This is a genomic window from Wolbachia endosymbiont (group A) of Apoderus coryli, from assembly GCF_947251615.1.
Lineage (GTDB): Bacteria > Pseudomonadota > Alphaproteobacteria > Rickettsiales > Anaplasmataceae > Wolbachia.
Map to the genome: position 1 here is coordinate 1,483,060 of NZ_OX366367.1, position 12,344 is coordinate 1,495,403.

13 protein-coding genes, 1 tRNA gene and 1 pseudogene are annotated in these 12,344 nt (G+C 36.7%); 3 read left to right on the forward strand and 12 right to left on the reverse strand.

All coding sequences use genetic code 11. The features are described 5' to 3' along the window. Window positions 1-88: 88 nt before the first annotated feature. From OPR43_RS07795 to OPR43_RS07820, 6 genes are all read right to left on the reverse strand, one after another. Window positions 89-1,882: a reverse transcriptase/maturase family protein gene (locus OPR43_RS07795; protein WP_265034303.1), complete on the reverse strand. Its 1,794-nt coding sequence runs from the start codon at window positions 1,880-1,882 to the stop codon at window positions 89-91. 557 nt (window positions 1,883-2,439) lie between these two features. After that, on the reverse strand, window positions 2,440-3,696 hold the full coding sequence (ltrA, locus tag OPR43_RS07800; protein ID WP_265034304.1) for a group II intron reverse transcriptase/maturase: 1,257 nt from the start codon (window positions 3,694-3,696) through the stop codon (window positions 2,440-2,442). A 331-nt stretch (window positions 3,697-4,027) separates the two neighbouring features. Then, window positions 4,028-4,165, reverse strand: a complete 138-nt coding sequence (locus tag OPR43_RS07805; RefSeq protein ID WP_265034535.1) for a hypothetical protein — start codon at window positions 4,163-4,165, stop codon at window positions 4,028-4,030. Next, on the reverse strand, window positions 4,119-4,325 hold the full coding sequence (locus OPR43_RS07810) for a hypothetical protein (RefSeq protein WP_265034774.1): 207 nt from the start codon (window positions 4,323-4,325) through the stop codon (window positions 4,119-4,121). The genes OPR43_RS07805 and OPR43_RS07810 overlap by 47 nt, the downstream gene beginning before the upstream one ends. 8 nt (window positions 4,326-4,333) lie before the next feature. After that, complete coding sequence (locus tag OPR43_RS07815; RefSeq protein WP_265025942.1) at window positions 4,334-4,612, reverse strand: hypothetical protein; 279 nt, start codon at window positions 4,610-4,612, stop codon at window positions 4,334-4,336. A 61-nt stretch (window positions 4,613-4,673) separates the two neighbouring features. After that, window positions 4,674-6,785, reverse strand: a complete 2,112-nt coding sequence (locus tag OPR43_RS07820; RefSeq protein WP_265035714.1) for a ComEC/Rec2 family competence protein — start codon at window positions 6,783-6,785, stop codon at window positions 4,674-4,676. Window positions 6,786-6,883: 98 nt separating this feature from the next. Here OPR43_RS07820 and OPR43_RS07825 point away from each other — a divergent pair. Continuing rightward, window positions 6,884-6,960: transfer RNA gene (locus OPR43_RS07825), tRNA-Met, on the forward strand. A 759-nt stretch (window positions 6,961-7,719) separates the two neighbouring features. Here OPR43_RS07825 and OPR43_RS07830 read toward each other — a convergent pair. The 6 genes from OPR43_RS07830 to OPR43_RS07855 all read right to left on the reverse strand — a co-directional run bounded on the left by OPR43_RS07830 (window position 7,720) and on the right by OPR43_RS07855 (window position 10,381). After that, window positions 7,720-7,953 carry a hypothetical protein gene (locus OPR43_RS07830; RefSeq protein WP_265025941.1) on the reverse strand — a complete coding sequence of 78 codons (234 nt, stop codon included), beginning with the start codon at window positions 7,951-7,953 and terminating at the stop codon, window positions 7,720-7,722. 4 nt (window positions 7,954-7,957) lie between these two features. Then, window positions 7,958-8,392, reverse strand: coding sequence for an ATP-binding protein (locus OPR43_RS07835; RefSeq protein WP_265034775.1), 435 nt, complete (start codon window positions 8,390-8,392; stop codon window positions 7,958-7,960). 284 nt (window positions 8,393-8,676) lie between these two features. Continuing rightward, the gene (locus OPR43_RS07840; RefSeq protein ID WP_265025939.1) at window positions 8,677-8,826 is read right to left on the reverse strand and encodes a hypothetical protein; all 150 of its coding nucleotides are present in this window, start codon (window positions 8,824-8,826) and stop codon (window positions 8,677-8,679) included. 105 nt (window positions 8,827-8,931) lie between these two features. Further along, window positions 8,932-9,189: a hypothetical protein gene (locus OPR43_RS07845; RefSeq protein WP_265034777.1), complete on the reverse strand. Its 258-nt coding sequence runs from the start codon at window positions 9,187-9,189 to the stop codon at window positions 8,932-8,934. 60 nt (window positions 9,190-9,249) lie between these two features. Continuing rightward, window positions 9,250-9,381, reverse strand: a complete 132-nt coding sequence (locus OPR43_RS07850) for a hypothetical protein (protein WP_265034779.1) — start codon at window positions 9,379-9,381, stop codon at window positions 9,250-9,252. 325 nt (window positions 9,382-9,706) lie between these two features. Beyond that, window positions 9,707-10,381, reverse strand: coding sequence for a septal ring lytic transglycosylase RlpA family protein (locus tag OPR43_RS07855; RefSeq protein ID WP_320157466.1), 675 nt, complete (start codon window positions 10,379-10,381; stop codon window positions 9,707-9,709). A 26-nt stretch (window positions 10,382-10,407) separates the two neighbouring features. On the opposite strand from OPR43_RS07855, the gene murC reads away from it, so the two are divergent. Continuing rightward, complete coding sequence (murC, locus tag OPR43_RS07860) at window positions 10,408-11,922, forward strand: UDP-N-acetylmuramate--L-alanine ligase (RefSeq protein WP_265034782.1); 1,515 nt, start codon at window positions 10,408-10,410, stop codon at window positions 11,920-11,922. Window positions 11,923-12,139: 217 nt separating this feature from the next. Beyond that, window positions 12,140-12,289 (forward strand): annotated as a pseudogene (locus OPR43_RS08345) (WPE palindromic element domain-containing protein); the annotation flags it as partial. Window positions 12,290-12,344: the final 55 nt, after the last annotated feature.

Below are 12,344 nucleotides of genomic sequence, written 5' to 3' on the forward strand. Positions count from 1 at the left end.
GCCAGCGAGTTACTTGTTAAGTACTTTTCCAACAACCCCTCTCCGAACCACGCATGATCGTTTCCGTATCACGTGGCTCTCCAATAATCTAACGTTTTAAGGAGTCACCATCATATTTTCCATATTGGATTTTCTTATGGCATTCATGACAAACAACAAGAGTTTTCCTCTGTCGTTCAATCATTCTCTTTTTCCATTCCGGTAGTTCAGTATTACGTTTACCTAGCAAATCAGCAAGTTTACGTACGTGATGTACTTCAATCTGCTCTTGTGATTTACATAATTCACAAGTTTGTGCCAATAGTCTTTGCTCTATTTCACTACGCTTATTCCATATTGGTATAAGGTTATCACTTATGCTTACCCATTTATTCCATTTTAGCGACACAGCACCAAAGTGTGTAATTAATGGTATCTTTGATGGTAAACGATCTACTCTGATTTGGATGACTTTTCGTTTTTCACCTTCATCGTTTTCAATCGTCGCACCAAATTTTCTATAAATTTTCCTGCAAGTTGTTTTGTATTTAGATGCTAAAGTCTTTACTAATGATACTTCCATCACATATTTCAGATAACTTAGTGTGTGAAGGTTGTAGGCCATTTTATAGTATTGTACAATTCCTCGATATTCAGTTTGATACTGAGCAACAATACTGTAAGCTGTATCAATTGTACGTTGAGGTAAATGTATCGGTTTACCACAACGCATATATTCAGAACACTTTTTCTGCTTTATATGATGTGGTACACGTAACCCAATACTACCGTTAATACATCGTTGTGTCCGATGATCATGTTTGTCATCTGCATGCAAAACATGTATTTCATAACCCAAAAAATTGGCTTTGCTATCACACGCATGTGTAATAAACGTTTTATCTTCATTAAGCATAAGTTTGAGCTCCTCATTGAGAAACCCAGCAATCTCATTCTTAATTTGTTCAGCTTCATTCTTTGGTCCTGCAAACCCTACCAGAAAATCATCAGCATACCTAACATACCAAAGACGTCGATAATTTAGATCGCAAGAATCCTTAGATGGCATACCCTGCACTAATTGACGCAGTTGTTTTGCTTGATCCCAGTTCCCTTGTTTTCTCATCATCGATACTTGCATGGTTAACCTTAAATATTTTGGATTTGTCCTTCTTCGCTTACCTCGGTTATTTGCTGGTATTAGTATATGCTCCACATGTTTATCTAACCGATCGAGTAATATGTTACTCAGAATTGGACCAATAATAGAACCTTGTGGTACCCCACTATGACTCTTATTGTACTTCCAATTTTCCATATATCCTGCTTTTAGCAGTCGATTGATTAGCTGAATAAAACGGTTATCTTGGAAGCTTTCACTCAGTATTTTCAACAACATAGTATGATCAATTGAGTCATAACATGCACTGAGATCTCCCTCTATAAACCATTTTGTACCTCTGCCTTTTTGCATTACTGCTCTTAATGCAGTGTGGCATCCACGCTTTGGTCGAAATCCATGTGAACATTCACTAAATTTAGGCTCATAGTAGGCTTCCAATATTAATCGGATTACTTCTTGAAGTAACTTATTTGACCATGTTGGCAACCCTAACGGCCTGCGTTTACCACTCTTCTTTAAAATATAGATACGTTTTACTGGTGTCCACCGATATCGCTCATAGCGTAAATCCTCTATGATTTTATCGATTTTCTCCAAAGACATACCATCAACTGTTTCAGTTGTCACACCTTCTGTCATAGCACCTTTATTACGACAAAGTTTGCCATACGCTCGAAGGTAAAGATCACTCTGATAAAGTAGGCGATATACGTTTTTAACCGGCAAATTTCTTTGTCCACGTTCACGTATAATGTTAAGTATTGTTTCAGCTTTCCGCATCTTGCGTACCTCCCAATTTCAACATTCAATTATCTGTCACCCTTTGCCCTGTATGTGGCTTTCCCACACTCCCCGGTGATTCGTTACTTTCACGACTACTACGATGACTCCGTAACCATAGAACTCGCGTTCCTTAGGTCATCCCATGTTCCGTCACTAAGAACTGTTCTAGATCAACTTAGGTTTTCCATTCATCCTCTTAAATAAGTTCACTACTTATCGTTCTACAGCCAGAATGTCACACAAACGAAAGTTTAATCTGTGCTTACCGTAGACATGGGGTTTTAAATGCGATACCCATGGATGTGAAGTCCCACCCCTGAAGATTAGAATTCAAGCAGTTTAGCTTTAACCATATTGATCAGGTGTTGCAAGCCGTTATCTTACACATCTTCAGATAACTCTCGCTTTACATACATGCTCTTGTCCTCCTTCCCTTTCGGGTTAAAGTTAGTTGTTCACCTCGAGGCCATTTATTCTGAACCCCGCTTAGCTCCGCTAAGTATTTCTTAATGCGTACCACGGCGCACACTCGCATCTCATAAAGCTCCCACTAATCATTGCCCTAGTCCTATACTTAATTTCCAGTGTACAAAAAGATTTGGTCTACTCTTTGCGATTCTTTCTAGTAACTTAGCTGCTTTGGTTTTATGCCCACTCAGCTTCTTATACTTTGTCTGAAACCACTTCCTGAGTTTCCTATTAAACATTCTTATTATGTCCTCTAGCGCAGTTATGTGATACTTCCCGTAATAGTTAAACCAACCCCTTAGAATTGGATTACATATTCGTGATATATCTTCTATTTCCAAGTTTGTTCTTCTAGCAAATTTCCAGCCTCTAATTTCTTTTCTCATCTTTTTCAAACTTTCTTTACTTACAGTCGGAGTAAAACTTACAAATAAACTACCATCTTTTCTATTTCGTACAAGTCTTTTTCGAAATTCGTACCCAAGGAATGTGAATGATACATTCTCATGATTCTCCTTCCGCTTTCCATCTTGACAATAGATAATTTTGGTCTTTGTATGTTTTATTTCCAATTTACAAATCTTCAGTCTCTGTTCAAGTTGACTCAAAATTAGTTGTGCTTGGTTCTTGCTTACACAATGTATAACACCATCATCAGCATATCTTGCCCACTTTATACTTGGATATTCTCTCCTCATCCATACATCAAAACTATAGTGCATAAATAGGTTGCTTAAGATAGGACTCACTACACCTCCCTGCGGTACTCCGCTGAGACGCTTTATCTTTGTTCCATCTTCAAGCTGTATATCTGCATCTAGCCATCTTTGTATGTATAAGAGAACCCATTTGTTTGCAGTGTGTTTTCTGACTGCTTTCATCAGTAGATTGTGGTCTATGTTATCAAACATTCCCTTGATATCAAACTCTATTAACCAATTTTGGTCGAAGCATCGCTTCCTGGTTTGTCCTATGGCATCTAATGCCGATTTATTTGGCCTATAACCATATGAATCTTCATCAAATACCTTCTCAAGCTCTGGTTCTAAAACACTTCTTACAACTTCCTGTGCTATACGATCGGAGACAGTTGGTATTCCAAGTGTCCTTGTCCCTCCATCTGTCTTAGTTATATCACAAGCCTTCACTGCGGGTGGAAAATAACTACCAGATGATAGCCTATTCCATAGCTTGTAAAGGTTCTTGCTTAAGTCTTGATCAAACTTTTCAATTGTTAGATCATCAATACCTGCTCCTCCTCTGTTTTCTTTAACTCTTTTATAAGCCAAAAACACTAGAGATTTTGGTATGTCAAAAGGCTTTGTTCGTTCAATCACTTTCATCCTCCTACAAGTTGAATGATTTACTAAAGTCGACTAGCTTAACCCCTTCGCTCCATGGTCATTACAACCACTTCTTCACTACTACGAGTTAATCCGCCCCAGTGATTTGTATCGCTACTCTAAAACTTGAGGATTAGCCTCTTGCTTATCTCGCTTTGCATCAAATCGACTGGTTCCTGCAGTTCCTTATCAAAGCCCAGATCAGACTCACGCCACCTTTATGCCGAACACCGCCTACACAGTAGTCAGGTTCCCTGTACGCTTTTAAGAGGAGAACGACTCACTCCCCCTTTCGATGTTCACTTCCCTTTTCGACACGTTCATCAGTGGTTCACTCACGTTCGTCTTTCTGATCCACACCTTCCAGCTTATATGCTGATTTTTCCTTAACGCTTATGACCCTATCTCTTAAATAGAGCCACTTAAGGTGGCTGCTCCTGAAAACCGATTTCGAAGGACCTTCCTTCATCTTCAATAAAGCTTCTCACAAACATTACTTTGTTTGTTACTGCAGCACACCGTCGATAATTTGGATCGCAAGAATCCTTAGATGGCATACCCTGCACTAATTGACGCAGTTGTTTTGCTTGATCCCAGTTCCCTTGTTTTCTCATCATCGATACTTGCATGGTTAACCTTAAATATTTTGGATTGACCCTATCCACTCTGAGAAGTGATTATCTTCTCTTGCTTCCAACCAAGCAATACCTAATTCATACCATCTGGGTAGGGCCACTATAACAGGCTGAATAGAAAAGGCAGTAAATGCTATAAGAGTAGCAATGGTACTTGCTATCGATATAGTACCAGAATACTTTCTTATAGAGCTCAAAATTCTACTGGGCTGGTCAGAAAGTTTTCTAAATCCTAAAAAATCAAAATAGTCTTTGAAAGGATCTTTAGTGTCTGTAACCATAACATTTTTCTAGTTTAAATTTATTTAGGTATACATTAACCAAACCTTAAAATCAAGTTTCTTAATTTTTCAACATGTGCCAAGGCCTATTGGAGCGCACTTTATTAATCTTTATGTAACGATTTGTTAACCAAATTGCATGTGTTTCTAAATCGGCATATTTGATAGTTTTAGTATTACAAACTGAATAGTCGAATTCACTTAATTGAATTATTAAGTCAACTTTATCACAATTTTCTAGAATATCTTCTTTTTTATAAGCTAGCAACACTGACTTATTATTTCCTTTATTATATATGCAGCCATAATCGTTACATTTTAGCCTTTTATCTGAGTTGCTGTACTTTTTATGATTCAAAATCTGATTCTGTCCGTTTTGCTTTGCCCACGTTTTGATAACAAAATTTCTATTCTTTTTAGTCAGAGAATATAGTAAGTTATCATTCTCCTTTACAGCAATATTGTCGCTACTCACTAAAATATCAGGAGTTTTATATGCGGTGCTAAAGCAAATACCTAGTACAATAAAGAAAATTCCGAAGAAGCGCCAATTTCTTTCCCACAAGCACAGCCATAATAACCCAAATGTTATTATAATAATTGATGAGGCAGGAAAAGTGCGAATGGGAATAACCAAATACTGAAGACTAGCGATAGCGTTTGTTATATACAAAATACTGTCAATTGGGCGCTCTATAAATGGCGCTATAATCCATTCAATACCTAAAGGAATCAACAAAACATAAATTATTCCAAGTGGAATAATAATTAATGTAACTATTGGTATAGCAACTAAATTTGTGATAATGCCACTAATTGAAAAATAATTAAAATTGTATATCGTGTACGGAACAGTTGCTAAACTTGCTATTACTGAGCTGATCATTATCGATACAAAATATTTCATTATTTTTATTTTGAACAATTTATTAGCATTAATTTGATAACTGGCAACCAGTGCCAAAACCGCAGAAAATGACATCTGAAAGCCTGGCTTTAAAATTGCTTCTGGTTCTACTGAGAGTATCACTGAAGCAGCAAACGCAATTGCTATTAACCCTCGATATTTTCTCTCTATCATTATTGCAACAAGTACTAAAATCACCATGATGTAGGCACGCTGAGCAGAAATTTGCATACCGGTAATCAACAAATAAAACGTGGTTGGCAAGATAGTAAGGAATGCAGATATTTTCTTGGTGTTATACTTAAGAGTCAAAGTTTCAGATATTGCGAATAAATTACGAAACACTACAAAAAACAGACCAGCAACGAATGATAAATGCAAACCAGATATGGCAAACAAATGTGCTATACCTGAATCTCGTATTGCATCCATAGTTTTTTGATCTATGCCATCTTTTTTACCAATTAGTAATGCAGAGATTATATCCGCATGTGGTTTTTTGATATTTTGCTGCAGGTTTTCATAAATATATTGACGGAAAGATTCTATATACTCTAGAAATTTCCTTGCTTCAGCCTTTTTGTGCAGGGCTATTTTGCTTGTTGCAAAACCTGTTGCACTTATTTCCTGGTAATATGCTATTCTTGCAAAATCATATGCATACTCCGAGGGCGCAATCTTTAGAGGGAAGAGTTTTGCTGATAATTTTACTTGATCGCCTATTTTAATGCCTTTTTCCACTTTGGTTCTAACTGATATTCTGATGTTATCTAGAGCAATGTGGCCAGCGCGTGACGCATAACTACATGAACGTCCAGTTGAGTGATAAATTGGATATATATCATCAATCAAAGATGTCATGCAAGTAGCTGACACTGGGATGACAGAGGGCTTTACAACATGGAGCAGAAATTGTTTATATGAGCCCCTGTCATTAATATCCTTCACTGTGGCAACGATATCTTTTACATATCTCTCTTTATCAAGAATTTGAGTATCAACTAAAGCTGTTCTTAATTTACTAGCTGTAAACCCTATGAGCACTGCAATTAAAGCGATACATAATATCGCGTACCTTTTATACAATATTGCAATCAGAATTAGTGTGGGTAAAAGCAAAAGAAAAATAGATATGGTAAAAGTGCAGCTTGGTTCAAAACTTAGGGAAAAATAGGTTAAAATCCCTACACACTGACACACAGGAAACCATAGTATCAAGTTATATTTTTCATTGTGTAGGTTATGACGTATATAACTAACTATTATGTCAAGAAAAGTTAATAAATACACAAAATATACACCATAATGTAATTTTATTCTTTTATTTTCTATTATTGTATATATAATAACTAAATAAGCAACGACGCGGGATGGAGCAGCTCGGTAGCTCGTCAGGCTCATAACCTGAAGGTCGTAGGTTCAAATCCTACTCCCGCAACCATTTTCCAACTGTGCGAATATTGTGGTTTCAGGTAGAAACTACTTGACAAGCCTCGCCAGCCCCCTTATCATGAAACTGAAGCTATTGTATTTGCTTTCGCCAATCTGCAGATTAAAAGGTAAGGATTACTTAATGTATCGGCGTCTTATGTTCAATTTTTTGCAGTATATAGATACTGTATGTCTTTACAAAACTTCATCTACATCTAGATTTTTATCTAAATAAGCTGAACGCGCTTATAAAGCGTTACAAGACATCAAAAAATGCCAATACTCGACAGAGATAGTAAAAGACTAGCTAACTCGGGGATTCTTTGTCTTTTTTTCTGCTTAGTAAATTTCTTAAACATTTGCAGCGTAAGTTAGTTGCAATTAAAAGCGGCTGAATCTCGCTTATCAAGCGTTTAAAACATAAAAAACGCCAATATTTTAAAGCGGATAATAACCCCAGGGCTTCTTTTGCCTTTTTTTTCATTTGGTAAATTTCTTAAATATTTATGGCTAAACAACAACCGTCATCCCTGTAAAAGTCAAGTAATTCGTCATTCCGCTACGTGTTAGCGGCTAAGAGATACCGTGACGGTATGACGGTTCGCGGCGGCATGACAAGAAAGGAGCAGCAGGATGACGCCTCACCATGTCATTCCAGCGCGTGGCACATATCTGTACGAACATTGTTATAGTAAGAGTTCAAGAAAGATGTCATCTGGAATCTTGTTCCAATGTTAAATGACACAAAGTTGAAAAAGTAGAGCAAGAATTACTTACAATTCAATAATTCTCCAAAATCAATTATGTTTGAAAAGTAATCACTATCTATAACGTCATCACTCACACCATTAACGTGAATAAGAACTGGACGGCATGAAAAGCCTTTTGGACGCTTTAGTGTATCTATTTTCTTTTGTACTTCTTGTATTATTGAATGACCGATTTTATTTTTTGAAAATTTGATTTCGCAAATGTAGAGGGTGTTAAACCTTGTTTGAATCATGTAATCAATTTGACAACCAGCACCTGTCTTCCTCTGAAAAAATGGATTCTCGCTCATCAATTCCTAAGATATTATGTATGCTCTTTCTATTGTTCAGCACCAAATTTTCAAACTGAAGTCCAATCCACTCTGGCAGGGACGTGAATAACCCTATAGAGTAGGTGTCACGATTAATTTTTCCTAGATTTTTTTCAATATATTTTAGATAAAACCTTAAATAATTATCTTGAAGTCTGTACCTTCTGAGTCGTGAATCAGTACCAGTTTTTATATTCCAAGTGTGATCCCTTGCAATAAAACCAGCAAGCTCCAGCTCATGTAGATACTCAGAAATGCGTCCGTGTCTTGCAATGTTTAAAGCAGTACAAATTTCCTCCTGTTCTTTAGCCCCAGTAGAAAGAGCTCTCACTATTTGCTTATAAAAAGCTGTTTTTCGCATGAATAGATCTGAAAATATTTGGTCAAACTCCTCAACTAAAAACCCACCTTTTGTAAAACAAAGCTTTTTAATATTTTCTTCAGCACCATGTTTAAAATTTACCTCTTCTAAATATTTTGCCGGTTACTGCAAGCACCTTAAACTTTTCGTATGCTGAAATATTTTTTGGCCAAAATCTGTTGCAATCAGAAAGTCCCGAGTGTTAAAGTCAACGATATTCTTCCTACAAAACCAGTACTACTAAGTATGTTTTCAGGATGAAACAAACAACAAAAACTAGCTTGTTATAGCTGTGTATCCCAAAAATTCTTTATTTTTCCTAAAAAAGTTGGATCTTTTGAGCCCATCCAAGAAATTTCATCAAATAGCAATAATATTTTCCCTGATAGTAGACGTTCACCAACTGCCCATACTCCAGTCATCATATCTAGCAAAAAAATTGTCTAGCAACTTGTCTAGAAAATTCATTAAGTTGGTGGGATGTTGTAGTATGCTTTTCTGGTGGCAAACCTGCAAATGAGTAATGTTGTTCGAAATACTTACCAAACTCTTGAATTAAACGACTTTTTCCTATACGACGTCTTCCTTTGACTACTACAAAAGAAGCAGTATTTTTTTCTGTAAGTTCCAGTAGTTGCTTTTTGCCTACCAATAAATGATGGAGACATAAAATACAAAATATAAATCTTTGTCTCCATTATACATGATGAAATTGGAGACGTAAATAAGTAAATTTTGATCTTTGTCTCTATAATGCTATAGCTAAACTGACTTACGACAATTTGAAAAACCGTCATCCCGCTACGTGTTAGCGGGATCTAGAGATACCGTGACGGTATGACAAGGGAGAACAGTTGCTACGTGTTAGCGGATGAGATACCGCGAATGAATCCATATCTGTACGAACATTCATTTTTGAAGGTAAACTGCACAGCAAATGGTGTCATTCCAGTGCTTGACACTGGAATCCAGCCTTGCCGTAATCTCATCAAGAACGTTGTGTTTTAACATAAGATCAGCCACTTTTATGCTTATCAACTTAGTGCCCAATCAAAATTCCTGGATCCCAGTGTCTGGGCACTGGGATGACATCCTTCTGGTAGGCTCAAATTGTAATGTTCGTACAGTTGTGGAATGAATCACGGTATGACGGTTTGCGGCGGCATGACGATAACCTCGTCATCTTGCTACTAGTTAGCGCCGCGGCGGTATAGCTATAAATTGTTGATATCTTTTTTATATCACATTTTTAACTTACAATAGTTAGCCAGCGTTTCTTACATTAACCAAATCTTTCAAATTCTGCACTCACCACTACCTATAACTCACTTTCACACAATATTGATTGTTCTTAAAAAGCAATCTAACATTTTTCATTCCTTGATTACGAAGCTTCGATGCAGCTGATTTAGCAGCCTGAGCACTTTTAAAAAATGCGACATATCCCTTACTTTCTGCACTGTCTTGTTTTGGGTGACGTTTCTGCATTTCTTTTTCATATTGCTTTCTGTAATGAGGAGTATTTTGTATCAATTGTTCTGACATCTTTCTTAGGTATTGGACTTTTACCTTTGCAAGCCCTACTTTATGAAATCCTAAGACTTGAGCTGCTTTTTCTGATAAGTCTATTATTCTGCCTTCAATAAATGGTCCTCTATCGTTAACCCTTGTAACAAGCTTTCTTCCATTTTCTAAATTAGTGACAAGAACAAAGCAGGGTAAAGGCAAAGTCTTATGCGCTGCAGAGATCAAGTGGCGGTTAAACACTTCACCATTTGCTGTAAGCGTGCCATGATCTTCTATTCCATACCACGATGCTATTCCTATTTCTTCGTGATGTTTACAGTTTTTTGGGTGATAAGTTATACCATTTATTGTGTAGCTGCTGCCAATTTTATAATGACCTGCAGTGCAATTAAACCTGTTGCTAAAACTGCAGCTACTTATCAAAACAAATGTTAGACATAGAAAGGTTAGGTTTTTTATCATTGTATTCGGTAAGAGGGTTCGATACTATGAGGATTTTAAATTATACTATAATAAATTTAGTAATGAGTAAACATCTACTGCTAAATATTAACAAAACTCAAAAAGGAATAATACATATTATTGGTATAGGTGGAATCGGAATGAGTGCCATTGCTGAAATTCTCCATAATTCCAATTACAAAGTTCAAGGCAGTGATGCGCAGTCAAACGACAATGTAGATAGGTTACAAAAGCTGGGTATAGAAGTTTACATTGGTCACAATGCTGATAATATAAGCCAAGCTCAAATAGTTGTACATTCTTCTGCGATAGAATCTGATAATGTGGAGTTAATTGCGGCAAAAAATAACAATAAAACCATTTTGCATAGATCAGACATACTTGCTGAACTTTTAAGAGATAAATATGTGATAGCGGTTTCAGGTTCAAGTGGTAAGACAACGACAACGGCAATGATTGCTTCCATTTTTGATCATTCTAATATCGATGCAACTGTAATTGTGGGAGGAATACTAAATTCATACCAGAGTAATTCAAGACTTGGAGGTAGTGGCATTTTTTTAATCGAAGCTGATGAATCAGATGGAACTATGCTAAAAATTCCTGCAAATATTGCTGTCATAACGAGTATTAACGACGATCATATGGATCATTATGGTACATTTGACGATATTAAAAATGCGTTTTCTCAGTTTATAAGCAAAGCAGATTTTGCAGTTTTGCCTGATTCTGTAGGCATTAATTATGATGCAAGTAACTCTATGATGTTTGGATTTGAGGGTGCCAATATTAAAGCTGTTAATATTAAGCAGCATGCTAACAGCATAGAATTTGATGTATTGAACAACTGGATTCCAGTATCAAGTACTGGAATGACAGAAGAACAGGTGTCATCCCATCACCTTCTGTCATCCCAGTGCCTGACACTGGGATCCAGAAACATAAAAAATGTAATACTAGCAAACGCAATAGGGATGCATAAGGTCAGCAACGCCTTAGCTGCAATATCAGTTGCGATAAAGCTCGGAATTAGCGATGCAGACATTAAAAAAGGCCTTTTTGAATTCAAAGGAGTAGCAAGAAGATTTTCTTTAATTGCCGATATTAAGGGTGTTAAGCTAATTGAGGATTATGCTCATCATCCAAACGAAATACAAGCAACTTTAACAGCAGCACGTTCGATTACCAAAGGAAAGATAATAGGAATTATCGAACCACTTCGTTTTGCTCGCATTCGTAATTTTTTTGATGAATTCATACGAATTTTCATGATATTTGATTATGTCATCCTCACCCCTGTTCATCCCCCAGAAGACAAGCCTATTCCTGGTTGTGGGATTAATGATATACAAGAAGCTTTAATCAGTAATGGGTTTGATAGCGTAAAAATCATGAATGATTCTCTACTCATTTCACATTTTATTAGTGATTCGACAAGTCCAGGTGATATAGTATTATTTATTGGTGCTGGTAGTAATATAGCTAAATTGGCAAAGGAAGCTGCAAAGCTCATAGCAGAAACTATACAAACGTCTAGTTAAGCTATAGAATAAACGCAAGTACTGGTGTCATGAAAGTAGCTGACACTGGAATCTAGTCAATTATATATATGGAAAATGAATTTAATTGAGAAAAAGAATCCGGACCGGGAGGATTTATATGATAAAATTGTGTAATAAGGCTGGATCCCAGTGTCGAAGCACACAACTGTACGAACGTTGCGATATGGGGGTAACTTCCACTAAGAATGATGTCATCCCAGTGCCCAGACACTGGGATCCAGAAAACTTAATCGTAAATGAGCACACCAGGTGGCTGTATAGTAAAAGCTGGATTCCAGTGTCAAGCACTGGAATGACACCATCCGCTACTCAAATTACCTGTATATTGCAATGTTCATACACTGAAATGTTACAGCGCTGGGATAACATCTTCCGAGACAGAACGTTCCGTGCACACAATT

What these genes read in the sequence shown, in the direction of transcription:
- OPR43_RS07815 (WP_265025942.1), bottom strand. Translation starts at nt 4,612, where the DNA reads ATGGTTACAGACACTAAAGATCCTTTCAAAGACTATTTTGATTTTTTA.
- murC (WP_265034782.1), top strand. Translation starts at nt 10,408, where the DNA reads ATGAGGATTTTAAATTATACTATAATAAATTTAGTAATGAGTAAACAT.
- OPR43_RS07855 (WP_320157466.1), bottom strand. Translation starts at nt 10,381, where the DNA reads ATGATAAAAAACCTAACCTTTCTATGTCTAACATTTGTTTTGATAAGT.
- OPR43_RS07805 (WP_265034535.1), bottom strand. Translation starts at nt 4,165, where the DNA reads ATGAAGGAAGGTCCTTCGAAATCGGTTTTCAGGAGCAGCCACCTTAAG.
- OPR43_RS07845 (WP_265034777.1), bottom strand. Translation starts at nt 9,189, where the DNA reads ATGACGGTTTTTCAAATTGTCGTAAGTCAGTTTAGCTATAGCATTATA.
- OPR43_RS07835 (WP_265034775.1), bottom strand. Translation starts at nt 8,392, where the DNA reads ATGCGAAAAACAGCTTTTTATAAGCAAATAGTGAGAGCTCTTTCTACT.
- OPR43_RS07830 (WP_265025941.1), bottom strand. Translation starts at nt 7,953, where the DNA reads ATGATTCAAACAAGGTTTAACACCCTCTACATTTGCGAAATCAAATTT.
- OPR43_RS07795 (WP_265034303.1), bottom strand. Translation starts at nt 1,882, where the DNA reads ATGCGGAAAGCTGAAACAATACTTAACATTATACGTGAACGTGGACAA.
- ltrA (WP_265034304.1), bottom strand. Translation starts at nt 3,696, where the DNA reads ATGAAAGTGATTGAACGAACAAAGCCTTTTGACATACCAAAATCTCTA.
- OPR43_RS07850 (WP_265034779.1), bottom strand. Translation starts at nt 9,381, where the DNA reads ATGAGATTACGGCAAGGCTGGATTCCAGTGTCAAGCACTGGAATGACA.
- OPR43_RS07810 (WP_265034774.1), bottom strand. Translation starts at nt 4,325, where the DNA reads ATGCAAGTATCGATGATGAGAAAACAAGGGAACTGGGATCAAGCAAAA.